The organism is Marivirga aurantiaca, from assembly GCF_016679925.1.
GTDB classification, from domain to species: Bacteria; Bacteroidota; Bacteroidia; order Cytophagales; family Cyclobacteriaceae; genus Marivirga; species Marivirga aurantiaca.
In genome coordinates, this window is sequence record NZ_JAEQBW010000003.1 from 145,570 (window position 1) to 170,995 (window position 25,426).

The following is a 25,426-nucleotide window of genomic DNA, read 5'->3' on the forward strand; positions in this document are numbered from 1 at the left end:
CCACTAAAATATACTTGCTATCTGTTGACATTCATCACAAAAACCATGAAAACAAACCCTATCCTTTACATTGTAATATTACTTTTCAATTATAACCTTGCTCAAGCGCAGCAGGATGCCAATAAAGTTGAATCAACTCCATTAACTTTTGCCAGACAAGACGTAATTCACTCGAAAATTCTGAATGAAGATAGAACCATCAATATATTCCTTCCTGAAAGCTTTCACGAAACGTCAATCCACCATACTTACCCGGTGCTCCTACTCTTGGAAGATGAGTTTTTTCTGATGGTTTCGGGAGTCATTAAGCATTTAAGTTCAGTTGAGAGAATGCCTGAAACCATCGTGGTAAGTTTAGTTGATGGACCAAAAGTCCCAAAACTTTATACCAATGGTAGCGACTTCTGGCCAAAAGATTGGAAACAACTGCCATTTGGAGGAAATACCGACCCATTCACCACGCACTTAAATCAAGAACTTTTTCCCTATTTGAAAAATAAATTTAGAGCAAACGATTTTAAAATTGTAATGGGACTTTCCGGAACATCAATTTACGCTTTACACGCCTTTGCTAAGGAACCAGGCTTATTTGATGCGCATATTGCTATCGCCTCCGGTGACATCCTGGGCATGGGATATAGTGAAGGAGAAAGTCTGGTTGATGTTATTATTAAAGATTTTGAGAATAATCAGAAAAAAATAGGATGGCTATATGTTACATCTGCTGACTCAGATGGTAATGGCAATTCACCAATGATAAAAGAAAATTTGGAAGAATTAGAAAGACGACTCTCTCCCTATCGTTCTGATGATTTTTACTTTATCTCGAAAATATTTCCCGATGAAGGGCACTATGATGTTGCCCTTCCTGCTTTGGAAGAAGCACTTGGGCTAATATTCCCTAAAGTAAAATGGTTTGCCAAATATGCTGAAATCATTGAAGAGTCAGGAAATGCAATGAAAAATATAGACAATTATTTTCAAAAACTTTCAATGGAATATGGATTTGAAATATTGCCAAAGGCAGAGCGCTGGAATAGCGGAAATAGTTTAAGCAGAATAGGACCCTCTTTACTAAGAGAAGGCAAAACCATAGAAGCAATTGAAGTCATTGAACGTTGGGTTGAATATCGTCCAAAATCAACTTTAGCGTTAAGTGAACTCTCCAAAGCATATGAAAGTAATAATGAATTTACCAAAGCTATTTCAGCATTGGCGAGGGCCGGTGAAATACCATCAGAACGGAGTATGGAAGAATCAGATAGCTACCAAGCCAGGATCAACCAATTGAAAAAGAAAATGGCGGAGAAAGGAAACTGACAACACTCAATGAGTGGCGGTTCTACAGGTAATTGAAACATTCATGTTTTTTATTACTTTTATAAAAGGATGAAAGTGAGATGTTTTGCAGCAGACAAAGTTTTTAAACCAAGCGTTGCCATGAATCCCCTGTATAGCCAATTCATCATGGCCTTGACCATTATACAGCAGCACTGAAAACCATCACAAATGAACTATCAAACATATATACCGCATTTCGACTTACAATCATTGGTCAAATGCTTTTGGACCCTGGAAGTGCCGGCCGAAAGCAATTCAGAAAAGCAACGAATTGTTCCTGATGGCTGTATTGAAATGGCGTTTATATTGGGGGATAACATCAAGCGCTTTACTTCGGAAACAGATTTTATAATACAACCTCGTGCAATGGTTCTCGGCCAAACTATTGAACCATTTTACATTCAGCCAGTGGGGTATGTCAACACTTTTGCTATTCGGTTTTATCCTTATGGTTTCGCAAATTTTGTTAATACACCAATCAAAAATTTGGCAAACAAAGAAACACCCATAGCTGAGCTTTTTGGGCAGTCAACAGCCAATGAATTGGAGCAAGCAATCATTCACGAAACTGGCACACAAGAACGAATTAAAGTGATTGAAAAATTTCTGCTAAACAAACTCAGGGATAAGGCTACAATAGATAATATCGTAAAATCAACCATTGACACACTACTTTCAACAAATGGGAGTATGCCAATCCATACGATCCTGAAAGAAAATTTGTCAAAACGCAGGCAACTTGAAAGGAATTTTCTGAAGCATATCGGCATTAGTCCGAAACAATTGGGCAAAGTGATCCGGCTACAAACCGCCTTAAAACTATTGCTAAACCAGAAGACAGAAACATTTACCCAAATTGCTTACGAAAGCGAGTACTACGACCAAAACCACTTTATCAAAGACTTTAAGGAATTTACAGGGACTACGCCTAAATATTTCTTAGCGGATGATACTTTGGCCCTTTCTTCCCTTTTCTATGGGAAAGACTAAGTTGTCGCATTTTTACTATTTATGTGTTTACGGAGAGAATAACTTTACACCTTAAACATACAAGATGTAAAAATGAAAAGAACAATAATCGGTATGATAGTGATTTTTGCAATTGGGTGCTGGTCTTGCAATAACACTACAACTAAACAAAGCAATTCAAACCCAACTCAAAAAGTAAATAATATGAAAAGTTATGTTTCAATATTTGAAATTCCGGCAACCGAAATTTCCAGGGCTATCGATTTTTATCAGATAATTTTGGACATTAAAATTGAAAAAATGGATTTTCCGGAAATGCAAATGGGAGTATTGCCATATGAAGGACAAATAGTAACAGGAGTGATAATCCAGGCGGATGGTTATAAACCTTCGGCTGATGGTGTAACCCTTTATCTAAATGGCGGAGATAACCTTCAGGTAATACTTGATAAAGTGGAGAAAAACGGTGGAAAAATCATGATTCCCAAAACACCTCACGCAGATGAAAGTGGATATTTTGCTATATTTCTTGATTCGGAAGGGAATAAAATCGGTATTCATTCCCCAAATTAAAAAAAGAACGACCATACAATGTTTCAGCGTAATGGCGGTCCGAGTACAAGCCCGAACCTTTTTACGTTTCAAATAAATATATACTAGCCAAAGAGCAAGCAAACCTCAATATTAAATAAAATTACTGTTTTATGAGGTTTTCCACTTAGGCTTAAAATTTAAAGAAACACTAATAAAAACAAGGATAGCCAATTTATAGGTGAAATTTATTTTTCATGAGGAGCCTAATTAATGGGGGCTAATATGTTAAATGGCAGCTTAGTCCCTTTTTACTATCTTTGTATAGGGCTACTTCGTACTTGCAGAGAGAAACAAGAATGGATATAGATTTCACAAAGATTGATTATTTAAAAAATGGCAATGATAAGCAAAAACGTGCTTTTAATACATTGACAGAAAATGAAATATTGGCAAATCTTCAAGAATTTGGCCCCTTGCTGGTAGGCACCATCCCGATTAATATTGACATCGAAAATAGTGACCTTGATATAATCTGTTATTACCGGAACAGCAATGAATTTACGGAAAAAATCAAGGAGAGATTTCATGTGTATAAGGACTTTAAGATAAATGAATCAGATCACCATGAATTTAATGCAGTGATTGCAAAGTTTAGAATTGATGATTTCGAAATTGAGCTTTTTGGACAGAATATACCAACACGACAGCAATATGCTTTTCGACACATGATGATTGAATACAAATTACTTTGTGAGCGAGGTGAAACGTTTCGACAAAAAATCGTTGATTTGAAACTACAAGGTTATAAAACTGAAGTTGCATTTGGAGTTATGCTTTGTTTAACTGGAAATCCGTATCTTGAACTACTAAAATTTGAAAATTGAAAACATTCATTAGATTTTACTAAAATGCGAGTTATTGAGATAAATGGGAGTAAATTTTCAAATCTAACTGGTTTCTACAGAGAAGTGGAACGGGAAATGACCTTTGGGTTGAATTGGAAGATAGGAAAGAATCTTAATGCATTCAATGATGTTTTATTTGGTGGATTTGGAGTTCACGATGTAGACGAAAAGTGCATTTTAAAGTGGCACAATAGTAAAAAGAGTAAAACGGAGCTAAAAGATTTTGACCGAATTATAGAAATTATAAAAGAACACGATAATATTGAACTACAATTAACATAAGTACTGGAAATTAGAACAGCCTTAAGCGAAATCTCTAGTTGGAAATTAAAAGAAGAAAGGGATAAGATTGTTAAAGGTCTTGAAGAAAGTTATATATTAAGTCTAGTAGAGTTTTAAAAAACAAATGGATAGTCAGAAAGGAGGAATAATCATGGCACACTCAATCGTTCAAGGCTCTGTACCGGAAATAAAGGCTAACACCAATAAAATGTTGATTGGTCTTTCGGTGGCATTTCTTTTTATAGGCGGACTTACGATTTTACAGGATTTGGCAGAATCCTACAGAAGTGGTTATGCCTTTTACTTCAGTGAGTCGCTATTGTTTAAAACCATTTGGTTGCTGTTTATCCCTATACTGACTATTCTGCATCACAGGCTCGAACGCGAAAATTTAGAGAGCTTGCGGAAGATCACACTTTACATTGCAGCGCCAATTGTTATTCATTTTCTCCTTGTCCCGTTCATTGCTTTTGGGTTCTCAGGTTTATTTTTTGAAGGGAGATACGGCCTGTATAAATTCTTTTCCTATACGCTTGCTCACGACTTCTATAAATTGGTAATCATTTATGCCGGTTTTGTATTGAGCTATAAATTTTTTCAAAAGGATTCAACAATATCAGCAAGTGTGCAGGAAAACGCTGTATTGAATAAGATGATCATTAACAATGGAAAAGACAATACTATCGTCTGTGTGGAAGATATCCTGCAAATCACTTCGGCAAGCCCCTATGTTTTTATTCATCTGGAAAATAAAAAACACTTGCATTCTGAAACCTTAAAATCTATTTGTCAGCAATTGGACAGCAACATCTTCATTCGGGTGCATAAATCCACAATGGTTAACGTGGCCAAAGTACAATCATTCAAGTCCCGCCTCAATGGTGATTACGATTTGCTCTTAAAAAATGGTGATACCGTGAGGTTAAGCAGAACGTATGCTGCAAATTTCAAAAAGCACTTTAAAACATCGCCATATAATTCCAAAGAAAAACATTAATCAATACGAGATCTCTCCCACTTTTTGAAAGGTGGATTAAGAGAGGGTGTAGATTGAAATAAAAATTTCAAAAAAACTTGTTTTAAGAATGAGGGACTGATTTGACTAAGACGAATCAGGAGCCTGCCAGCCGAAGGCTGGGGGAGTTGTTATAAAATTTCATTAACTGTTTATCAAAACCAATAAAGAAGTTTATTACAAGATCATTTTTACGAAAAGCCTAAAATAACTCATCAGGATACCATATAAACTCATCGGCTCAGCTAATTGATTTTTCATAGAGATTTTGCCCTCTGTAAATTTGTCCTCAACATCAAAACAATAAATAAGATGAAATCTATCATTAAAACTTTTCAAGTATGCTGTCTTCTGTTTGTATTGGGACTGACAGCTTGTAATGCTCAAAGTTCAAAGATTGTAGGCGGACCTTGTGAAGGTTGCGAAGCAATTGATGAGTATGGTGATAAAAAACTCACAGCTACTGACACGCTGCCTGAATTTAAAAACAACGAACCGAAACTGAAGATTACCGGAACAGTTTTTGAAAAAGATGGTGAAACAGCTGCTGAAAATGTTGTTCTCTACATCTACCACACCAATAGAGAAGGGATTTATGAGAAAAAAGGCAATGAAAAAGGCTGGGCAAAACGGCATGGATTTATCCGTGGATGGGTCAAAACAGAAAAAGACGGAAAGTATACATTTTACACTTTCAGACCTGCGGCTTACCCGGGTGGAAGCGAACCTGAGCACATTCACATCATCGTAAAAGAGCCCGGTAAAAACGAGTATTATCTTGACGACTATCTTTTTGATGATGATCCGATATTGAGCAGGGAAAATCGGGAAAAATCAAGAGGTCGGGGCGGTTCCGGAATTATGAAGCCAAAAGAGGAAAACGGAATCCTGACAATTGAGCGGAACATCATCTTAGGCAAAAACATCCCTAATTATGAATAGGGTATTTTGCATGGTTCTTTGGTCAATATTGACTATATCGTGTATGGGCAAACATCAATCAGATGCCCAAAAAGTGGTGGCCCAGCCTGCAGCTGAACTTACCAGAGGTTTTGGAGCAGATACATTGAGCATAAATACTACTAAATCAAAAATCGATTGGATAGCCACCGAAATGCGGGGTGCAAAAAGTCGAACCGGAAAAATTTCGCTCATAGATGGCTATTTTCTGACAACGAACAATGAAATAGCAGGAGGGAAATTTATTGTAGATATGGAAACTATGGACGTTACTGATATGCCTGTCCATGAAAAAATAGCCCTCAAAAACCTGATTAACCATTTAAAGAGCGATGATTTTTTCAATGTAGCCTTTTATCCCGTATCGATTTTGGAAATCACCAGTGTTGAAAGCTTAGAAACAGATAGCCTGAAAATTTCAGGGAACCTGAGCATAAGGGAAATTACCAGGAACATTGAATTTGTAGCCCGGCAAAATGAAAAGCATTTCACCGCCCAATTTACTTTTAACCGACTTGACTGGAATATTGCTTACGAAGGAAGTTGGGCGGACAAAACATTAATAGATAAAGAAGTTGAATTAAGCATTTCTGTTTACGTTGATTAAAAGCCTAAGCCTATCCGTAGTTTTAGCGTAGCGAACTACGGATTATGTAATAAGTTATAGTCTGTGATTCTACTCTCAGGTTAAAAAAATCAATTAAAAGAACCTAAAAAGAGGACTATTAAAATCAAGTTTTCGTAGTCTTTGGGCTGAACTTCAAAGGAGATAACTAGATTTTGCTACAGAAGAAAATAGTGATAAACTTATTATTCCCTACTGGAATAAATCTGTGAGACTGTCCCTCCCATAGGGATGCCTTTGGCGCTCGAGGGGACTACAGGGGTGTCAGTTGGGGAAATGAAAGCTTGTTATATACTAGAAAAAAATACAAAGAGGCCACAAAAATTTCATTAATAAAAAGGACGTTTAGAAATAACAAAATAATTTGAGAAATTAGTATTAAAACCTAAGGTATGCAAACAACACCCGAACACGATGAACGAATGGCAAAAATGACATTCTCTTCTGTATATCCGCATTATGTCACAAAAGTGGAGAAAAAAGGCAGAACGAAAGAAGAATTGCATCAGGTGATAGAGTGGCTGACCGGTTTTGATGAAAGGAAATTACAAGAACTCATTAATGAGAAAGTAACCTTTGAAACATTCTTTCAAAAAGCAAAATTAAATCCAAATGCTCAGCTCATTACAGGAGTGATATGTGGCTATCGTGTAGAAGAAATTGAGAACCCGTTAACGCAAAAGGTAAGGTATCTGGATAAGTTAGTGGATGAATTGGCAAAAGGTCGTAAGATGGAAAAGATTCTACGGGTTGCGTAGAGGGAATGATTTACCAATGAACATTTTGATTATGTCCATTGGCCTGTAAATTTTAATAAGTATGGAAAAGATAGTAATTGTGGGCTACAGACCCTTCCCCGGAAAAGAATCTCAATTAATGGAGCTGATGAATATCCATTGGCAAACCCTTGACAAGGAAAACCTGGTTTCGGCACGAAAGCCGGTACTGATGAAATCTTTGGACGGAACAGTGATAGAAGTATTTGGCTGGAAATCAAAAGAGGCCATGGATTTGGCCCACTCCAACGAAACAGTTTTGAAGATTTGGGAAAAATATGCTGAAGTTTGTGAATATGTACCCATTGCTGAACTGACTGAAAGCAAGCACATATTTTCTGAATTTAGTCCGCTCAATTAGGTGAGAATGATGATCTGAGAGTTCTATAAAATGATGCCTGTCAGCTCAATTTTGGGAGGATTCATTTAACTTCAAATAGCAAAGGCGTAATAAAAGGAAAATAAAAGTATGTTGTTTCGTTGAATTTATTGTATTTTACTTGATCTTAGTCACTGTAAGATAAAACCAAACAAAATCCCCTATGAAAGCCCAGGCTGAGCCAACCTCTGATAACAACTTATCTGCCAACAGACAAACCCGGGTGCCTCACGCAGTCGCACAAAAACAGGGCAAACATGAACCCGCTTTTCAATTTGAGGACAATAGACCCGAAGCTGTGGCACAAAGAAAGCTGCAAGAGGTGGCTAATAATAGCTCTCAAGCCAGACAAACTGCACACCTTCAGGTTTTAGCAGGTTCCAAGAATATTCAGCTAAAGAAGAAAGAAGAGGAGGAACTTGTCCAAAAAAAGGAAAACAAAACCGGATTACCGGACAACTTAAAAACAGGAATTGAAAATCTTTCAGGTTATTCCATGGACGATGTAAAAGTCCACCGCAATTCCGATAAACCTGCCCAGCTAAATGCCCATGCCTACGCACAGGGAACAGATATCCACTTGGCGTCTGGCCAGGAAAAACATTTGCCTCATGAAGCCTGGCATGTAGTGCAGCAAAAGCAAGGTCGTGTAAAGCCGACCACTCAGCTCAAAGGAAAGGTGAATATCAATGATGATGAAGGTTTGGAGAAAGAAGCTGATGTGATGGGGGCGAAGGCTTTACAACAAGCGAGTTTACCTACGCAATTAAAGTTTCAAAATGAAGTTTCAGGAGCTGTTGCCAGTGCGCCTATTCAAACCAAGCTTATACCAAACAAACTAAATGTAGTTGGAGAAAACCATACAGAATCGGATAAGCTCCGGAAAGATGAGCAAAATTTCGGAAAGGATGTTTTAGGAAGTAAAAACTATTGGACAGAGGCCCAGTTTAGGATGGGGAAAGAGCCGATGATATCTTTTTTTACAGATAGTAGAGAAATAGCCGATCCATTTGAACTAAGAATTCTACACTCTTTGAATTTCTTAAAGAGTCAAATTCAAAAGGATGACACCTACATGACAGCTGTAGAATGGAAAAATCAGCTCACCATCTATTGCAGTAATTTAAAAGAAGGCTCTGATGGAAATGAACTTGACAAAGAAAGAAAGAAGTACTATACAAATGTTCTTGCTAAAACCTTTGACAGTTGGAAGAAAAAGGAGGATGATATTGTGATAAAAGAAATAGATCAACTATTGCCGCAGCTGGCTCCTTTTGTGGCGGAAAATAGAGGCATAAAAGCTGATAAATTAGAAAGTGATAAAGGTGTTTCTTGCGAGCGTTCACTGGCAATGCACAATGCTGCTAACAAAGAAGCTGCCAGCAAATCAGGCTTGTGGAAAGTAGGAGATAGTCATGCCAAAGACATGTCGAAATTGGAAGATCGGGAGTATGAACTTACCACTGAAAGGGATTTTCAGAGTTATTTGAAACTTTATCTCACAACTCCCGGCAAAGAAAATGTTAAGTCAAGTGCTGTTCTCGCTCAGCAAGATGAGGATATTAGAAAAGAACTTATTGACGATCTAACAAGCTTGATTGGTCAAGTATACTATGAAGGTGCAGAGGCAGATGCTGTAATTCATGCTATCAAAACAAGAGTGAAAGAAAAAGTAGTAGCCGAGGCCATCCTCAAAAGCAAGGATTGGGAAAGAGCGCAAGATTATGTTACCAAAAAAGAGAAGGCTGAGAAAGAAGAGGCTCAATTATCGAGTCTGGAATTAGAAGTAAAGGAATTTGAAAAAAAACAAACTAAAGAAGATGACACGGACGAGAAGCGAAGAGAAAAAGGACAGCTAGAGCGTAGAAATGAGGAAATCGATTTGTTGAAATCCATTCTTGGCACTTTAATGAAAGAAATGGATTCCTTTGTTGTAAAGGCAAAAAAATTGACAGGGGAACCAGAATTAGAAGATAAGTATGCAGCAGAAGCTCAAGAAAAGCGGATTGCCAGTGGGATTTATTCAGGCCTTTCTAGTGTCATTCCGCTAATAGAAGAAGCCAACAAGCAAGTTGTATCTGCTGGTTATCCAAAGATTAGTATCAACTTTCTCATGGTTTGGGAAGATCTTACAAAACCTATTCCCAAACTAGAAGCAGTAAATAAGGATGCTCCATGGGATGCAATAGAAAATATAGAGAAGCTCTATGATATGCTTAAAAAAAGCCCCGCAAGTATCGAGAAGCAAAATATAACGGATGATGTCATATTGACGGAAGTACTTAAAAATTCCAAGGCAGCAAAGAATTTAAATAACTGGAGGAGAAATGAATCTACGCGGAAATATGATATGAAATACGGCTTTGATCGAATAAAACTTGCTGAACTTGAGAAATTTCTTCTAAGTATGAAAGCATAAAAAGCATAAATAGACCTGTAGTATTCAACCACAGATAGTGTATTCCTTGGTTTTAGGAATGAGAATATAGTTTTGTTCATTGAGTTCTGGTATAACGCAGTTGAAGACAGAAAGTGCTACCAAATTTGCACCAAACCCTATGTTTTCAGAGTCCCACATAAAGCCTGTTCAACTGTATAGTATACATGATGATTATATGGTTTCAGAAGGAGCAAGAGTCACAACAAGTTCTCTAAGCACAGGATGAACAAAAGAAGAATGACAAAATTAAAAAGATTGACGTTATCACTGTTGGAATAATTGGAATAATGTGGAAGGTCTTGTCTAACAGCAGCAAAAAGTCTGTCTAAGCTAATAAGTGGTGTATTAAACGCTGAAGATTTTTCAATAAAATTATTACTCTGCATTTTGTGCGTCTGGGAATATTTTTATTCCTGAATGTAGAGGTATTGAAAAGTGACTATCCACCACATAGGTTATCAGCAAGCAGTTAGCTGTTAATTGAAATTTTATTATCTTTCTGTTAGGTCTTTAGCGCCCATCAACGGCTAGACTGGACTTTTAGCATTACTTAAAAGAAAAAGATATGGCTTATATTAAAACAGGAGTAAACCAACCGGGAATTGTTGAATTGTTGTTCTATAAGGGATCGACCGGGAAAGCATTGTCAAACTTAGCACATACTTTACTTCATGGTCCTTCCGGACTGACACCAGCTGAAAGGGAGCTCATAGCCTCTTATGTATCAAAATTAAATGATTGTGAATTTTGCCACCAATCTCATTCGGCTTCCGCAAATGCACATTTAGGAGATGAAGGTAAAACAGTAAGTTGTTTAATTGATGATATAGAGAGTGCCCCGGTAACTGAAAAATTAAAAGCACTGTTAAGGATAGCCGCAAAAGTTCAACAAAGTGGAAAAGCGGTAACAGAACAAGATATAGAAACGGCAAAAACAATGGGAGCCAGCGATGAAGATATACATGATGCCATCTTGATTGCTGCTGCATTTTGCATGTATAACAGATATGTGGATGGTTTGGGAACAACACCTGCAGCTTCGGATGAATATCCTGACATGGGTAAAAGACTAGCAAAAAAAGGATATAAGTATCCACCGGTATTTTTGAGACCATTCATAGTAAAACTAATGAACAGAAAAAAGAAAGCTCATACTAAAGGCTAAGAAAACTTGCAGTATGTTAAAGAGGATGAAATTTAGTAAAAAATAAACCTGTAGACCAAAACATGAATACCCACGCTAACAAAAAGCAACAGAATAAAAATCAATCAGTAGTAAATACCATTGCTCAAAAAAAGGGTGGAGGTGAGCCTGCTTTTCAATTTGTAGACAAAAGACCTGAAGCTGTGGCACAAAGAAAGCTTCAACAAATAGCCAATAACAGTCCACAAGCCAGGCAAACTGCGCAACTTTTGGGTAAGGTTGGTTCCGAAGATATTCAGCTGAAGAAGGAAGAAGAGGAGCTTGTACAAAAGAAGGAAAACAAAACCGGATTACCCGATCAGTTAAAAACAGGAATTGAGAACCTTTCAGATTATTCTATGGATGATGTGAAAGTCCACCGCAATTCCGATAAACCGGCTCAGCTAAATGCCCATGCTTACGCACAGGGAACAGATATCCATCTGGCTTCCGGCCAGGAGAAACACTTGCCCCACGAAGCCTGGCATGTAGTGCAGCAAAAACAAGGAAGGGTAAAGCCGACCACTCAGCTCAAAGGAAAGGTAAATATTAATGATGATGAGGGTTTGGAGAAAGAAGCAGATGTGATGGGGGCGAAGGCATTGCAATTTAAACAAGTTGAAAAAGATCATTTTAAATCATCTATACCATCTTCAGTTGCCCAATTATATAAGGCAATTGATTTGGACGAGTCTCAAAACTGGGAGGATGTAAGGGAAGCATTTAAAGCTATAAAACCTCGGTTTATTGAAGAAGGAGATCTTGGGCAAGAACATTTCGTAATGAAATATGTCGAAGGACCTCCTTTATCTAGTAAGCTAAATGTTTCTGAAGCAGGAAACCTGGCAATTAATGCTGATGGCGGTTCCCAGCATACTGTGTTTTTTCTTGCAGCAGGTACTCTTGATCAATCCAATACTGATTTGGAGGCTGCAAATGGAGACTTTAGACTGACTCCGACTGGAATAGTCGTTGTAGTCAATAATCACCCTCAACAAGGAAGCAGAAGTAGATTACTGCAAGTAGAGGCGACACCAGTTGAAGATAAAGGAGTCCATTGGGCTAGAGATTTGGAGACTAGATGTGACCTGTACTATAAGAATATTACTAAAGCCCATGCTGGTTTTGTGGAAATATTCAGTACGTCATTAGCTGAAAATGACCAAGGAGAAATTAGTGCAGAGCGCCATCAACAGCTCGATCAAGCTTTAGCCAACATGAGGCTAACGGCCGGGGACGCTTTTGAAATTAAAGCCTTTGGTGCTAAAAGCCCAGGATTTGGATGGAATGAGCATTATGCTGGAATAGTTGCTGTTGATGGTGCTGATCAAGTAACTCTTGAAAATTATAATAGGGATGGTGAGTTCGGTGAACAAGCTGTCGTGGTGGCAACTCAAAAACTTGGGAAAAACGGACAACAAATAGATGATGAATTAAGTCAGTTAAGAAAGGAGTTAAAGGAAAAATGGTTCTGGGAAAAAGCAGAAAAAATAAGGCTCAATGGTGCAATAGCAGATTTAGTGGTTCTTCAACAACAATGGCTCACAATAATGAGGGATAGTAGAAGAAGCCAGGTAGACACAAAGCATTTCAAGATGTACGGACCTGCTTCAAAAGGACAATCCTTTTTAGATATGTGGCGGGGAGAAATGGAAATGCAACAAAGTAAATTAAGTGTTGCTAATGCAGAACGAGAATGATCAGGCGGAACAGAGAAGCCAATACCAAAACAAATAAAGACCCCATAAGCCAGTGCTTATTCAACCACCACGGAGCCCATAAGCCAAAACATGCAAGATCAAAATTTAAGATCCTCCCCTCCAAAACCTCTATCTGTTCCATTCTAAATATATGGAGCGTCCTTCATCTGATAAATAGGGAAATATCATATATTCCAACAATCGGGAACCTTCAGGAATATCTTTTTTTCCTATCGCGCCATTCTTGTCAATGGAAGTGGCCGAAAGCCAAAAGTCACCGACAATTCGTAAATTTTTGAACAAATATTTATATTCATTCTCCATAATTTCTTCTCTTATAAGTTTGGCGCCAATCAAATTATTCAATAGCCTCTCAAATTGCTTTTCACGCTCTTCTAACAGTTTTTGATAATGATTGTTAATCATAGCATGGTTTCGAGTGATAAAAACAAAATCAAGCATAAGAAACCGGTATTCATAAAAGCGTGAAATAGTTGCATTGGGAATTTCAAATAGCAACTCAAATTGACTTTTTAAATCCAGTTTTTCACCAATAGCTTCGTCCAATTTACTTACTAATTCCAGGTAAAGAGCTTCAATAATTTCTTCTCGCTTTTTGAAATGATAAGTCAGATTACCTAAGCTTATTCCCAAATCCGCAGATATAGTCCTTAAAGAGACTTGTGAAACGCCCATTTCATTAAACAAGCGTAAAGCACATTGTAATATTTCTTCTTTTCTTTTACTCATCGCTAAAACTGTTAGATGTTTTATTAGCACAAATGTACTAATTATTTTGTAGTACACTTGTACTATTCAGTTGAAAGTAGTACGTTTGTACTATAAATCTGATAAAAAATGAAAGTAGAAATTATTGGAGCCGGAATAGCTGGCTTAACCGCAGCTATAGCTCTTGAGAAAAGAGGATTTCAACCTAAGATTTACGAACAGGCAAAAAATTTAAAGGCAGTGGGAGCCGGAATTATTTTAGCCAGTAATGCTATGCAGGTTTATAAACGTTTGGGATTGGACGAACAACTGAAGTCCCAGGGGATTCCGTTAAATGCATTGAACATTACAAATCAAAAGTTACAGCTTATTTCGAAAGTCGACCTGAATTATTTTAAAAACAAATACAATCTACAAAGCCTGGCCATACACAGAGGCAAGCTACAGCAGGTTTTATTGGACAATTTGAAGCACACAGAGATTTGCCTTGATCACCAATTAAAAAATATTACCCAACAAAATGAGGCTTACCAACTGGATTTCGAAAATGGAAAATCAGTAAACTCTACTTTGTTAATTGGTGCAGATGGCATTCATTCCAAAGTACGGGCAAACTTGTTTCCAACTGGTAAAATCAGGAGCATGCGTCAGATTTGCTGGAGAGGAGTTACTCAATTTGAATTGCCATCGATTTATAAAAATGAACTGAATGAAGCATGGGGCAGGGGAGATAGATTTGCTTTTGTTCAGTTTAGCCACGATCAAATTTATTGGTACGCGGTGAAATCGTTTAAACAAAGCGAAAAGGAGTTTTCAGAAGATCACTTGAGCTCCTATTTTCAAAAATATCCGCCTATTGTTCAGGAAATTATTAAAGCCACACCTGCCCATACATTACATACCACGATAATGCAGGATTTAAAACCAATAAGCAATTGGCATGATGAATTTTCTTGCCTGATTGGCGATGCGGCACATGCTACTACTCCCAATATGGGGCAGGGGGCTTGTCAATCTATAGAAGATGCCTACATCTTAGCGGATTGTTTATCAAAACAAAATGTTTTAGATGCCTTTAAAACATATCAAAAAATAAGAATGCCCAAGGCTCACCAGGTTGTGAAGCAAAGTTGGCAGATAGGTAAAATCTCGCATTGGGAAAATCCTGTTGCAATAGCTATCAGAAATAAATTGTTAAAATTAATTCCTCAGAAACTCAATCAAGTCCAGTTAGAAAAATTGTTTCAATTAGAAAAAATTATAGGATGAGTAAAGTAAAGGAAGAAGCTACACCCAATGAGTATCTGGAAAGAAGATTGCTTGATCAAATTGATTTTTTTGACACATTTTCCACTACAAACCAAGAGAATAATCTGAAAGAAATCGCGCACCTTATTTTTAACAATCCGCCTAATTGGATAAAATGGCTATTTAATTTAAGAAACAAAATAGTGAAATTGTTTGGGCTAAAGACTGAAATGCCTGCCGATTATAATGAGCGGTTTTCTGTCGGTGGATATATCGGTTCTTTCAGAATATTTTCTATTGCCGATCATGAAATAGTGTTGGGTGCTGACGATTCACATTTAAACTTTAAAGCAATTGTTGTAAACACCAATGCACCCTTGTATAATATTCAAGTTATCACCTTAGTGCAGTACAATAACTTAATGGGGAAGATTTATATGAGCGTTATAAAACCTTTTCATCGAGTGGTGGTAAAACGGATGGTGAAAAATGCTTATCAATAAAAAAAAACGAAAGTAATTAGGGTTGTCTTGTTAAATATCTCGATGTTCAAAAACCAAATGATCTTCGCTGTAATCGGGCGGGCTGGCCGACAAAAAGGCGGGGAGCGCGTTGAATTGCAGCGTGGAAGCATCTTTTTGTCTTAATTTTTTGTTTCTTTTGTATCAAAACAAAAGAAAGGAGAAGAAAATATGGTTTTAAGAGGTGTGAAATTTAATTGAAAACCTCAATATTCAGTAAAACTTTTAATTTTTCAAGGTTTCATAGGCGAATCTAGTTCCTGTATCTACTGATTGAAATAATCTAATATGGTTTTTAAATGAAAATTTATTTTTCATGAGAAGCCTAATTAATAACCTAAAAAGGCAAATGGTTTCGGAAGTTAAAGGACAGAAAAGCTAAAGCAATTCTATTCACTACATTAGAAGCTATTTGTGAAGCGTTGGAATATCGACCATCTGATAGTGATAGTTTACAAATAGTATCAAATATGACATTGTCCAATGTTGAGGGTAATGGAAAAACAACATTCTGAACAAATATGAACGGCTCCAACTTTAAAACCTATCTGACTTCAAACCTTGAAGTAGCCGAAGAAGAAATTTCGTCTTTGCTTGAGAACTGTGTCACTAAAATTTTTAAAAAGGGTCAATTTCTACTTCGTAAAAACGAATACTGTAAGCATGCCTTTTTTGTTGAAGAGGGACTCTTAAGGCAATATTCGATTAATGAAAAAGGAAAGGAACACATTCTTTCATTTGCACCTGAAAATTGGTTTGCTACGGATAGGGAAAGTTCTGTTTTCAATCAACCCTCCGTTTATTACATTCAGGCGTTGGAGGACAGTAAGGTGGTCATGATAGATGAAGATTTCATTCGCCTGCTCTCAGAAAAAATTCCAGCATTTACAGATTTCAATAATCGATTACTTCATAATCACATCAGACATTTACAAAATAGGATTAACCTCTTGTTGAGTGCAGCTGCTGAGGACAGATACCTACAATTCATTAAAATGTATCCGGACCTTTTATTACGAGTGCCACAGACGATGATTGCTTCCTATTTGGGCATTACCCCGGAAACTTTAAGCCGTGTACGTAAAGAGTTGGCACAAAAAAACTTCAAAACTTAAGTTCTTATCATACATCAATGCATGGAAGATGCATTGTGACTAATTTCATGATAAATACACAATATTATGAAAACAAGAACAGTAGAAATTATAGCAAGTCCCAGAGAACCACACCTTGTTGGAGATGGTTTTCGGGTGCACAATTTTATCCCAAGTGGGTATAGAATGGATATGCAACGCATGAATCCATTTATCATGTTGGATTATAATTCAACCCATAATTTTCCGCCAGCTGACAAGCCAAAAGGAGTAGGAGTGCATCCGCATAGAGGATTCGAAACGGTGACTATTGCTTACAAAGGCAAGGTCCAACATCACGACAGCAGTGGAGGCGGTGGAGTTATTGGCGAAGGTGATGTTCAATGGATGACGGCTGCCAGCGGTGTCCTTCACAAAGAATACCACGAAGAAGAATGGAGCAAAAAAGGAGGTGATTTTCAAATGGTGCAGCTTTGGGTCAACTTGCCCAAAAAGGATAAAATGAGCGCACCGAAATATCAGGCTATCAAATATGAGGATATCAAACGCTATGAATTGGAGAAGAATGCAGGGAATATAGAAGTGATTGCTGGCGAATATAAGGGCATCAAAGGTCCCGCTTCAACTTTTACGCCTATCCATATGCTGAATGCTAAATTGAATAAAGGCGGAAAGGCTGTTTTTGAGTTTCCTGCCCATTACAATACCACCTTGCTTGTTTTGGAAGGAAGCATTGTAATCAATGGTAAAGAGGAAGCACCCACAAACCATATGGCATTGATGGCCAATGATGGCGAAAAATTTGAGATTGAGGCAAGTGATAAGGCAGTGGTTTTGGTTTTGAGTGGAGAACCCATTAACGAACCTATTGCAGCACACGGCCCATTCGTAATGAATACCAGGGAAGAATTGATGGAAGCGTTTAACGACTTCAATAATGGAAAATTCGGATATTTAGAGGAATAGCGTAATCACAATATAATGTCGTTTAGTTAAGCTTTATTTTAGGCCTTAATCCTTTTCCGATTGGAGAAGGATGGTTGTCTTGACTAAACGACATGGAATCACAATTTTAAAATTATAATCATGGATAAATTATTAAACTTACCCAAGCTGAATTATAAAGGAAATGAAGATAAGAAAATGACCCTTCATTTGTTCCTGCAGGTGATGGGTAAAATTCGTTTGAAAATGACACCAAGAAAAAATCACTGGTGGTACGTGACCGAATACGTGAGTACTCAAGGGCTAACAACAGGTTCTATTCCCTACAATTCAGGTCTCGATAAATTCAGCATTACTTTAAATGTCATTCAGCATAAATTGGAAGTAAATACAAGTAAAGGGGAACTGGAAAGTTTCCCTTTGCACAAAAGCCTTACGGTGGCAGATTTTTATAAAAAGTTGATAGCTATAATGCAGAAGCTGATTATTCCGGTTTCTATTGTGGATGTCCCTTATGATTTGGGTATCGATAAGTCTTTCGGAGAGATTACCGAATACCACCATTATGATAAGGAGTATACCCAAAATTTATGGCGGAGTTTAGTTTGGATAGATGATGTTTTTACAGAATTCAGCGGCCGTTTTTATGGCAAAACCTGTCCCGTACACCTCTATTGGCATTCAATGGATTTGGCGGTAACACGTTTCTCCGGCAATGAAGCGCCTCCTATGGGAGATGATGCACGGCTGTCAGACAAAGATGCTTATTCGCATGAATGCATAAGTTTTGGTTTCTGGGCGGGTGATGAAAATGTAACCGAACCGGCATTTTATTCCTATACTTATCCCTCTCCGGAAGGCTTAGATCAGGAAATTTTATCTCCTTCTTCAGCGGAGTGGGTGCTCAGTAACGGAAGTCCTATGGCAATTTTGAAATATAATAGCCTGTTAGCAGAAGAAAATCCAAGAAAGGCATTGCTGGATTTTATGGAAACAGCCTATCAGGCAGGAGCCAAAAGAGCCAATTGGGATCTTGAAAAACTAAAAGTGCCGGCATTGGATAATCTGTAAAAAAGTTTTAAATTAATTACATTATGAAAACAGGAAGATTAGAAGCGTTTAGTGACGGGGTCCTCGCTATTGTCATCACTATTATGGTTTTAGAGATGAAAGTGCCAGAAGGTGCTGATTTTGAAGCCCTGAAACCAATTTTCCCTGTTTTTCTGACCTATGTATTGAGCTTTGTTTATTTAGGGATTTATTGGAACAACCACCATCATTTGCTTCAAGCGGTTAATCAAATAAACGGAAAAATATTATGGGCGAACTTGAATTTATTGTTTTGGCTCTCCCTTTTTCCGTTTGTTACTGGTTGGATGGGAGAAAACCATTTTGAAGCAAACCCAATCATATTGTATGGGGTGGTATTGTTTATGGCAGCCCTGGCATTTAAATTTATGGTCTATTTTATAGTAAAAAACGAAGGGAAAAATTCTAAGGTGGGCAAGGTGTATGACAATGATAAAAAATTGAATATTTCACTTATACTATATTTATTTGGTATCGCCCTATCATTTTTTCAGCCAGTAGTCAGTCTGGTGATCTATTTAATTGTAGCCCTCATGTGGATAGTACCTGACCCAAAAATTGAAAAAACTTTAAAACAATAACTATGATAACCAAAGAATATTCAAACGGAGAAACCACTATTTTATGGAAACCAGAGAAGTGTATCCATGCTGGTATATGTGTTAAAACCTTGCCTAAAGTTTACCATCCTAAAGAGAAACCTTGGATTACAGCTGAAAATGCCACTTCTCAGGAAATAATTGATCAAGTAGCAAAATGTCCTTCAGGTGCATTGAGCATCAAAGGAACGCTTGATAGCATAAAAATAGAACGTGAAGACAATGGTAAAAAAGGACGTTATGTGATTTACTACCATGATGAATTTGCAGGAGAAATGACCTTTACCTGGGCAGGAAAAACGCAGTTTATTATTGACCATACAGGGGTAGAAGAAAAATTTGCAGGAAAAGGACTAGGGAAGAAGTTAGTGATGAGATCAGTTGAATATGCTCGGGAAAACAATTTGAAAATCATACCGCTTTGCCCTTTTGCCAAGAAGGTATTTGATACAACTGAAGAAATTCAAGACGTAAGGAGTTAAAAAATCACTACCGCCAACACCTAGAAATAGACCTTGGGAGGACTTACCATTATTGTCTAAACAAAGGACATGAATGCGGTTTTACTAAAGGTGCGAAACTGTGGCAGTGGTTGGAAATTCCGTAGCAATTCGTAAATTTAAATCTGAGTGGTTTTGAGCAGATGGCAAGCTTAGTTCTTTCTCTCAAAGTGATACTATAGCAAAATCTCGCTCATTATAGCTAGCTATCATTAATGGTAAAAAAACTAAAATTTAATTTTTGTATATTTAAATAACAATGAAAAAACTCGTCTTACTTATCTTATTCGTATCCTTCTTTAGTTTAATTTCTTGTAACAACGATGATACAACGGAACCAGTAGTCACTCATCTGGAAGGGAACTTAGAAATCAGGTCAATGGAAGATTTAGAAGACCCAATAGTTCAGGCATACAAATCAATTAATGGCAATTTGATAATAAATTATACATACGAAGTTGAGAATTTAAATTCCTTACAAAACTTAGAACAGGTGAATGGGATTATAATTAAGAACAACCAGAATTTGAAGTCGTTAAATGGGTTAGAAAATATTCAGGAAGTAGAGTTTTTAGAAATTGAAGCCAACCCACAGCTTTCTTCATTAACGGGACTTGAAAACTTAACCAAAATTTCAGAGATCTTCAGTATTGACAACAACGATGGATTAGAAACTTTAAACGCCCTAAATGGATTAACGAAAGTAGGTGTTCAATTTTTTCTTTTCGATAATCTATCATTAACCAGTTTAAATGGATTAGAAAATTTAGAAGAAGTTCCTCAACTTCTAATCACTAATAATATTAATTTAACAGATATTAATGCCTTAGTAGGTGTTAATTCTTCCTCTGACATAAGAATTGATTCCAATGATCAGTTAGCAGATTTTTGTGCATTAGCGAATTTTGTAAAAGAAAATAGTGAATCTGTTTATTTTATAGCCAGGCATAATAACTACAATCCCACTATCGAGGACATGATAAATAATGATTGTTCTAACTAAAAAATACTAGTGCCAATCAACCAAACATAAATACCAAAGAATGAATACCCACGCTGACAAATCACAGGAGAATAAAAGCCAATCAGTAGCAAATAGCATTGCTCAAAAAAATAGTGTCAGCGAACCTGCTTTTCAATTTGAGGACAATAGACCCGAGGCTGTGGCTCAAAAAAAGCTTCGAGAAATTGTAGATAAAAGTCCGCAGGCTGTTAAAATTGCGCAGCTAAAGGCTATGGCCGAAATCCAAAGTGTTCAGCTGAAAAAAGAAGAGGAGGAACTTGTCCAAAAAAAGGAAAACAAAACTGGCTTGCCCGATCAGTTAAAAACAGGCATTGAAAACCTATCAGGCTATTCCATGGACGATGTAAAAGTCCACCGGAATTCCGATAAACCGGCCCAGCTAAATGCCCACGCCTATGCTCAGGGAACAGATATCCACTTGGCATCCGGGCAGGAAAAACATTTACCCCATGAAGCCTGGCATGTAGTGCAACAAAAGCAAGGTCGTGTAAAGCCGACTACTCAGCTCAAAGGAAAGGTGAATATTAATGATGATGCAGGCTTGGAAAAAGAAGCGGATGTGATGGGAGAAAGAGCAATACAGTTAGCATCAGCAAGCTCTTTCAATAAGACCCCTGAAAAGCCTTTAGCTTTTCAAACCAAATCGAAAGGAGCAATTCAGCTCAAGAGGACGGAAGTGGGAGGGGCACTTTATACGGAAAAAGCTTTTGAGAATCCATTAGAATTAGAAGAAACAACAACTGCAGCACCTCGTGTGGTAATGTCATTTGGAAACAATGCTCAACAACTGAGTGAATTGATAATGGAAAATAAAGAGTTGGCAGAAACAAAACTAAATCCTAAATATGTAATCGGTGTAAATGTTGGTCCAACAGATATAAAAACTTCCAAAAAGGGACCACAGGCACCTACCATGGCTGATGCCGAAGGTGAAGCCGAAAAAGTATTCGCAACTGGAAAGGATATGGGATTGGTTGTAATTCCATTTACCTGGTCGGCAGGAAACGCGAGAGATAGCATGTATGAATTTCCCTATTTTGAGGCGAGAAGTTTGCTCATGAAAGCAGCATTGCCCATAGGAGACTTAACCGAAGGAACAATTTATGCCATGACAGATCGGGATGCTAGAGATTCAACAGGAATTGATCCTGAGCATATTGCAGCGGAACGAATTGACAATCAACTAAATAGCAAAACCCCAACCTTGGTTGCGGGCCCTTATGATTGGAGGGAAGATGACACGGATGATGCTTTACTTCAGTCCATTATTCTAGTTGTGAATTCTGCTGAAGAGGAATTCAGGAATTGGAAAATACAAAATGGACTTTCTTCCTATTTTCCAGAACCTAATTTGTTTTTTAATCGGGCCGGAGTGGAAACAGCGATTGAAAATTTCGATGGTGAAAAGCTTAGTGGCCAACAAGCTAAAGAGTCAGAGGTAATACGAAAACAAGGTATAAATGAAAAATACAACAAGCATGCAAGGGTTACCAAGCCAGCCAAAAAGCCAATTGGTAAAAAAATGTACTTAGATGGGGTATACACTTTAATTGGTAGTTTTAAAAAACATAAAGATGTTACAGCCGAAGATGTACAGGAAATGTTTGATAATATTATTCAGTCGGAGTTGTCAGCTTCCAATGTAAGGGAAATGACAAATCAACAAGAAGATGCTGAAGTAAAAGCACTAGAAATCATAGAAAATGCAGCATCCATCATCAACAAAATATTAAAGATAAAATAATTAAATTTAAATATAAAAGTAAGGTCTGGTCTAAAATGAAATGACGTATTATCTCATGTCTAATAGTTCTCCAAAGCCTTTGCTTTTCTCAATTCAGAGAAGCATTTGAAAAAGAAATAAAAACCTATAAATGCAAAAGCAATAAGGAGTCAGTCTAGAAGAAATGCCTGATCCTGCCTTTGTAGATGGAAACATTACTCTATTCAAAACAGGGAACCATTAGCAACTTATAACACGTAGAAAATAATATTTCGGGTTTTCAATGGCAGAACCAACAGATATTAAATCGTCTTCACGATAATTAAAAAAAAACCTATAACAAAGCCTAAAAATGATTAAAACGCTTTTTATCCAAGCCATTGTGCCTCATATCTAAAAAACGGATAAGGGACATGTTGATTAGATCAGGTTTTTGACAGGGTAGCTGAATTAGAATACCGCTCGGGTTTCCAACAGCCTGGAGTAGGTGGAGGTGGAAGCTGGCAGAACGCAGCAACAAGGCGCTTGAAACAACAGACTGGTCAAACTAAAGGTAAACGTGCAGGAACAACTGCACTTCACCACAAGGTAGCTAGAAGCACCATAAAGGGCTGGGGCCCAAACTTTAAATTTTTAGCGAATCATCCTGCGAACTATACCATAGGACCTTTACCCGATCAACGTAACGATGACCCAAAATCAGGATTCGATCCTAATTTCAAGAGGGATGATGACGATAATGTTGTCCTCACCCCGCGCTCTAGATATTTAAACGGCTTAATTGGTCAAGAAGATCCCGATACCGTCAGGCATGAGCTTGATAGGTTGCATGCAGACTCTAGGCATAGCATAGAGACTCAATGGGAAAGTGGCAGGTGGGAAATTTAGTAAGAAACAATAAGGTTATAGGCAATCTCCCATATCGCTAAGCATTGACTTCACAAGCTAACGGGAGAGCGAGAAAATTCAAGTAATTAATGAAAAACAATAATGACAAATTGCTTATTTTTCGCACTTTAGTAAAAATTAGTTAGAATTAAAATGACCGTACTAAAAAATGAAATACAGGTAGATTATAAAAATAGAATAAATCGTGTTTTCCAATTTATCGATGAGAATTTGGATTCAGACATATCTTTAAGCAAAGTAGCAGAAATTGCTTATTTTTCGCCATTTCATTTCCACAGAGTATTTAAAACAATAACAGGTGAAACTCTAAATGGATTTATAACTAGGAGAAAGATTGAAAAAGCTGCTCTAGATATATTACATAAGAAATGTAGCATATCAGAAATATCCCACATTTATGGATTCAGTGATAACTCAGCCTTTACAAAGGCATTCAAAAAATTTTACGGAATTAGTCCTACAGAATTCAAAAGACAAAATCCAAACAGGTTTACCAAAATTCGACAATTAAAGAGCAAGAATGGACAAGAATACCCTGATTTTGATAAATACATTTGCATCATTGATAACCTTAAAAAATGGATAAAAATGAATGCAAAAATTGAAATTAAAGAAATGTCAAAGGCGAATTTCATGTACATTTCTTGTCTTGGATCTCAAGAGCTAGCTGGTGCTTTTCAAAAACTCATCTCCTGGGCTGTACCAAGAGGATTAATGAATGAACGAGCAAAGTTAATGACTATTTATCATGATAGTTTAAAGGTTACGGAAGAAGAAAAAGCTAGGTTAAGTGCCTGTTTTATTTTGGATAAATCAATTGAAACTGGCGGTGAAATTGAATTATCAGAAATTAATGCGGGAAGGTACATCATTGGGAATTTTGAAATTAAACTTGAAGAATTCGAAAAATCGTGGACAAGCTTATACTTATGGATGAATGAGCATGGTTATAAAAAAGCCGATAGAGATGTGTTCGAAATTTATCATAATAATTTCAATGAACACCCAGAGAAAAAAGCAATTGTTGACTTTTGTATACCGATTGAATAAAAAATACTGTACAATAATCTAAGCCATTGACTTCGCAAGCTAACGGACAATGTCGTTAAGTTAAGACAATCTTCCTTCTCACTTTGGAGAAGGATTAAAGGTTGAGGTTTTAGTATAAAACTTAACTAAACGACATTGAGCTAGCTGGAGGTAGGAAAATTGAAGGGATTAATACAGAATTAATAATTACAGATTGCTTATTTTTAACACTTTAATAAAACCTTAGGGTACTCTTGGTAAATACTATGTTAGAAAACCAAATAAAATCCCGACTTACCGGGACAAGTTTTGCTCGTACAGAGCGGGTGGGTCGACAAAAAGGCGGGGTGCGCATTGAATTGTAGCGTGGAAGCCAGCCAAAGGCTGGTCAGCCTCTGGCTGACATCTTTTTGTCTTGTTCCGATAGCTATCGGAATTGTTTCTTTTGTATCAAAACAAAAGAAAGGAGAAGAAAATATGGTTTTAAGAGGTGAAATTAAGTAAAACTATTATTTTGAGGTTTTGTACTTAGATGTAAATTTTATAAACACTAATAAAGGCAAGGATACCTAGTTTATAGATGAAATTTATTTTTCATGAGGGGCCTACTTAAAGATTTACTACTTGGACTCCAAGAACAGAATCCTTGACTGCCATTAGAAAAGAAATGCCAAATAACATTATCGTATGCACCCGATAAACCCCGCTATTCAAATGAATTTTCTCCTGGAAAACTTCAATTAGCACATGTTTTTCGATGAATAGTTAAATCATAAAGACCAGTTTTAAAGATAAACTCCTATCTTGAAGGTTCAATAAATTCAACCAATAGTATGCCTGAAAATATACCCAATACTGATTTATCTATCGGTAATCAATGTTTTTAATTATTTTTAAAAGTTTAGGT

24 protein-coding genes are annotated in these 25,426 nt (G+C 37.0%); 23 read left to right on the top strand and 1 reads right to left on the bottom strand.

Annotated elements, in window-relative coordinates; translation table 11 throughout:
- Positions 1 to 45: 45 nt before the first annotated feature.
- From JKA74_RS08625 to JKA74_RS08685, 13 genes are all read left to right on the top strand, one after another.
- Entirely contained in the window at positions 46 to 1,320 is a 1,275-nt protein-coding gene (locus JKA74_RS08625) for an alpha/beta hydrolase-fold protein (RefSeq protein WP_201430780.1), read from the top strand.
- A 189-nt stretch (positions 1,321 to 1,509) separates the two neighbouring features.
- Entirely contained in the window at positions 1,510 to 2,331 is an 822-nt protein-coding gene (locus JKA74_RS08630; RefSeq protein WP_201430781.1) for an AraC family transcriptional regulator, read from the top strand.
- A gap of 183 nt (positions 2,332 to 2,514) precedes the next feature.
- Entirely contained in the window at positions 2,515 to 2,883 is a 369-nt protein-coding gene (locus JKA74_RS08635; RefSeq protein WP_201430782.1) for a VOC family protein, read from the top strand.
- Positions 2,884 to 3,200: 317 nt separating this feature from the next.
- A complete protein-coding gene (locus tag JKA74_RS08640) occupies positions 3,201 to 3,728 on the top strand; it encodes a DUF4269 domain-containing protein (RefSeq protein WP_201430783.1) in 528 nt (175 codons plus the stop codon).
- Between the two features lie 24 nt (positions 3,729 to 3,752).
- Positions 3,753 to 4,031 carry a barstar family protein gene (locus JKA74_RS08645; protein ID WP_201430784.1) on the top strand — a complete coding sequence of 93 codons (279 nt, stop codon included), beginning with the start codon at positions 3,753 to 3,755 and terminating at the stop codon, positions 4,029 to 4,031.
- A 124-nt stretch (positions 4,032 to 4,155) separates the two neighbouring features.
- The gene (locus tag JKA74_RS08650; RefSeq protein WP_201430785.1) at positions 4,156 to 5,028 is read left to right on the top strand and encodes a LytR/AlgR family response regulator transcription factor; all 873 of its coding nucleotides are present in this window, start codon (positions 4,156 to 4,158) and stop codon (positions 5,026 to 5,028) included.
- Positions 5,029 to 5,358: 330 nt separating this feature from the next.
- Positions 5,359 to 5,988 carry a dioxygenase family protein gene (locus JKA74_RS08655; protein ID WP_201430786.1) on the top strand — a complete coding sequence of 210 codons (630 nt, stop codon included), beginning with the start codon at positions 5,359 to 5,361 and terminating at the stop codon, positions 5,986 to 5,988.
- The gene (locus JKA74_RS08660; protein WP_201430787.1) at positions 5,981 to 6,613 is read left to right on the top strand and encodes a YceI family protein; all 633 of its coding nucleotides are present in this window, start codon (positions 5,981 to 5,983) and stop codon (positions 6,611 to 6,613) included. The genes JKA74_RS08655 and JKA74_RS08660 overlap by 8 nt, the downstream gene beginning before the upstream one ends.
- 410 nt (positions 6,614 to 7,023) lie before the next feature.
- On the top strand, positions 7,024 to 7,389 hold the full coding sequence (locus JKA74_RS08665; protein ID WP_201430788.1) for a DUF2200 domain-containing protein: 366 nt from the start codon (positions 7,024 to 7,026) through the stop codon (positions 7,387 to 7,389).
- Positions 7,390 to 7,450: 61 nt separating this feature from the next.
- A complete protein-coding gene (locus JKA74_RS08670) occupies positions 7,451 to 7,768 on the top strand; it encodes a hypothetical protein (protein WP_201430789.1) in 318 nt (105 codons plus the stop codon).
- Between the two features lie 181 nt (positions 7,769 to 7,949).
- Positions 7,950 to 10,205 carry an eCIS core domain-containing protein gene (locus JKA74_RS08675; RefSeq protein ID WP_201430790.1) on the top strand — a complete coding sequence of 752 codons (2,256 nt, stop codon included), beginning with the start codon at positions 7,950 to 7,952 and terminating at the stop codon, positions 10,203 to 10,205.
- Between the two features lie 586 nt (positions 10,206 to 10,791).
- On the top strand, positions 10,792 to 11,391 hold the full coding sequence (locus tag JKA74_RS08680; RefSeq protein WP_201430791.1) for a carboxymuconolactone decarboxylase family protein: 600 nt from the start codon (positions 10,792 to 10,794) through the stop codon (positions 11,389 to 11,391).
- A 62-nt stretch (positions 11,392 to 11,453) separates the two neighbouring features.
- Positions 11,454 to 13,109 (top strand): eCIS core domain-containing protein, encoded by a 1,656-nt coding sequence (locus JKA74_RS08685; RefSeq protein ID WP_201430792.1) that lies wholly within the window; start codon positions 11,454 to 11,456, stop codon positions 13,107 to 13,109.
- Between the two features lie 129 nt (positions 13,110 to 13,238).
- On the opposite strand, the gene JKA74_RS08690 is transcribed toward JKA74_RS08685, so the two are convergent.
- Entirely contained in the window at positions 13,239 to 13,859 is a 621-nt protein-coding gene (locus JKA74_RS08690; RefSeq protein WP_201430793.1) for a TetR/AcrR family transcriptional regulator, read from the bottom strand.
- A 108-nt stretch (positions 13,860 to 13,967) separates the two neighbouring features.
- On the opposite strand from JKA74_RS08690, the gene JKA74_RS08695 reads away from it, so the two are divergent.
- The 10 genes from JKA74_RS08695 (at position 13,968) to JKA74_RS08745 (ending at position 24,540) form a co-directional block, all read left to right on the top strand.
- On the top strand, positions 13,968 to 15,107 hold the full coding sequence (locus JKA74_RS08695; RefSeq protein ID WP_201430794.1) for an FAD-dependent monooxygenase: 1,140 nt from the start codon (positions 13,968 to 13,970) through the stop codon (positions 15,105 to 15,107).
- Entirely contained in the window at positions 15,104 to 15,589 is a 486-nt protein-coding gene (locus tag JKA74_RS08700; RefSeq protein ID WP_201430795.1) for a DUF2867 domain-containing protein, read from the top strand. The genes JKA74_RS08695 and JKA74_RS08700 overlap by 4 nt, the downstream gene beginning before the upstream one ends.
- Before the next feature lie 539 nt (positions 15,590 to 16,128).
- Positions 16,129 to 16,722, top strand: coding sequence for a Crp/Fnr family transcriptional regulator (locus tag JKA74_RS08705; protein ID WP_201430796.1), 594 nt, complete (start codon positions 16,129 to 16,131; stop codon positions 16,720 to 16,722).
- A 66-nt stretch (positions 16,723 to 16,788) separates the two neighbouring features.
- Positions 16,789 to 17,667 carry a pirin family protein gene (locus JKA74_RS08710; protein ID WP_201430797.1) on the top strand — a complete coding sequence of 293 codons (879 nt, stop codon included), beginning with the start codon at positions 16,789 to 16,791 and terminating at the stop codon, positions 17,665 to 17,667.
- Between the two features lie 120 nt (positions 17,668 to 17,787).
- Complete coding sequence (locus JKA74_RS08715) at positions 17,788 to 18,717, top strand: DUF5996 family protein (RefSeq protein ID WP_201430798.1); 930 nt, start codon at positions 17,788 to 17,790, stop codon at positions 18,715 to 18,717.
- 23 nt (positions 18,718 to 18,740) lie between these two features.
- Positions 18,741 to 19,316, top strand: coding sequence for a TMEM175 family protein (locus tag JKA74_RS08720; protein ID WP_201430799.1), 576 nt, complete (start codon positions 18,741 to 18,743; stop codon positions 19,314 to 19,316).
- Between the two features lie 2 nt (positions 19,317 to 19,318).
- Positions 19,319 to 19,816: a GNAT family N-acetyltransferase gene (locus JKA74_RS20725; protein WP_236587628.1), complete on the top strand. Its 498-nt coding sequence runs from the start codon at positions 19,319 to 19,321 to the stop codon at positions 19,814 to 19,816.
- Between the two features lie 397 nt (positions 19,817 to 20,213).
- A complete protein-coding gene (locus JKA74_RS08735) occupies positions 20,214 to 20,837 on the top strand; it encodes a hypothetical protein (RefSeq protein ID WP_236587629.1) in 624 nt (207 codons plus the stop codon).
- A gap of 40 nt (positions 20,838 to 20,877) precedes the next feature.
- Complete coding sequence (locus tag JKA74_RS08740) at positions 20,878 to 22,602, top strand: eCIS core domain-containing protein (RefSeq protein WP_201430801.1); 1,725 nt, start codon at positions 20,878 to 20,880, stop codon at positions 22,600 to 22,602.
- 1,020 nt (positions 22,603 to 23,622) lie between these two features.
- Complete coding sequence (locus JKA74_RS08745; protein WP_201430802.1) at positions 23,623 to 24,540, top strand: AraC family transcriptional regulator; 918 nt, start codon at positions 23,623 to 23,625, stop codon at positions 24,538 to 24,540.
- Positions 24,541 to 25,426: the final 886 nt, after the last annotated feature.

Coding starts and splice junctions, on each gene's coding strand:
- JKA74_RS08625 (WP_201430780.1), top strand. CDS start 46: ATGAAAACAAACCCTATCCTTTACATTGTAATATTACTTTTCAATTAT.
- JKA74_RS08630 (WP_201430781.1), top strand. CDS start 1,510: ATGAACTATCAAACATATATACCGCATTTCGACTTACAATCATTGGTC.
- JKA74_RS08635 (WP_201430782.1), top strand. CDS start 2,515: ATGAAAAGTTATGTTTCAATATTTGAAATTCCGGCAACCGAAATTTCC.
- JKA74_RS08640 (WP_201430783.1), top strand. CDS start 3,201: ATGGATATAGATTTCACAAAGATTGATTATTTAAAAAATGGCAATGAT.
- JKA74_RS08645 (WP_201430784.1), top strand. CDS start 3,753: ATGCGAGTTATTGAGATAAATGGGAGTAAATTTTCAAATCTAACTGGT.
- JKA74_RS08650 (WP_201430785.1), top strand. CDS start 4,156: ATGGATAGTCAGAAAGGAGGAATAATCATGGCACACTCAATCGTTCAA.
- JKA74_RS08655 (WP_201430786.1), top strand. CDS start 5,359: ATGAAATCTATCATTAAAACTTTTCAAGTATGCTGTCTTCTGTTTGTA.
- JKA74_RS08660 (WP_201430787.1), top strand. CDS start 5,981: ATGAATAGGGTATTTTGCATGGTTCTTTGGTCAATATTGACTATATCG.
- JKA74_RS08665 (WP_201430788.1), top strand. CDS start 7,024: ATGCAAACAACACCCGAACACGATGAACGAATGGCAAAAATGACATTC.
- JKA74_RS08670 (WP_201430789.1), top strand. CDS start 7,451: ATGGAAAAGATAGTAATTGTGGGCTACAGACCCTTCCCCGGAAAAGAA.
- JKA74_RS08675 (WP_201430790.1), top strand. CDS start 7,950: ATGAAAGCCCAGGCTGAGCCAACCTCTGATAACAACTTATCTGCCAAC.
- JKA74_RS08680 (WP_201430791.1), top strand. CDS start 10,792: ATGGCTTATATTAAAACAGGAGTAAACCAACCGGGAATTGTTGAATTG.
- JKA74_RS08685 (WP_201430792.1), top strand. CDS start 11,454: ATGAATACCCACGCTAACAAAAAGCAACAGAATAAAAATCAATCAGTA.
- JKA74_RS08690 (WP_201430793.1), bottom strand. CDS start 13,859: ATGAGTAAAAGAAAAGAAGAAATATTACAATGTGCTTTACGCTTGTTT.
- JKA74_RS08695 (WP_201430794.1), top strand. CDS start 13,968: ATGAAAGTAGAAATTATTGGAGCCGGAATAGCTGGCTTAACCGCAGCT.
- JKA74_RS08700 (WP_201430795.1), top strand. CDS start 15,104: ATGAGTAAAGTAAAGGAAGAAGCTACACCCAATGAGTATCTGGAAAGA.
- JKA74_RS08705 (WP_201430796.1), top strand. CDS start 16,129: ATGAACGGCTCCAACTTTAAAACCTATCTGACTTCAAACCTTGAAGTA.
- JKA74_RS08710 (WP_201430797.1), top strand. CDS start 16,789: ATGAAAACAAGAACAGTAGAAATTATAGCAAGTCCCAGAGAACCACAC.
- JKA74_RS08715 (WP_201430798.1), top strand. CDS start 17,788: ATGGATAAATTATTAAACTTACCCAAGCTGAATTATAAAGGAAATGAA.
- JKA74_RS08720 (WP_201430799.1), top strand. CDS start 18,741: ATGAAAACAGGAAGATTAGAAGCGTTTAGTGACGGGGTCCTCGCTATT.
- JKA74_RS20725 (WP_236587628.1), top strand. CDS start 19,319: ATGATAACCAAAGAATATTCAAACGGAGAAACCACTATTTTATGGAAA.
- JKA74_RS08735 (WP_236587629.1), top strand. CDS start 20,214: ATGGAAGATTTAGAAGACCCAATAGTTCAGGCATACAAATCAATTAAT.
- JKA74_RS08740 (WP_201430801.1), top strand. CDS start 20,878: ATGAATACCCACGCTGACAAATCACAGGAGAATAAAAGCCAATCAGTA.
- JKA74_RS08745 (WP_201430802.1), top strand. CDS start 23,623: ATGACCGTACTAAAAAATGAAATACAGGTAGATTATAAAAATAGAATA.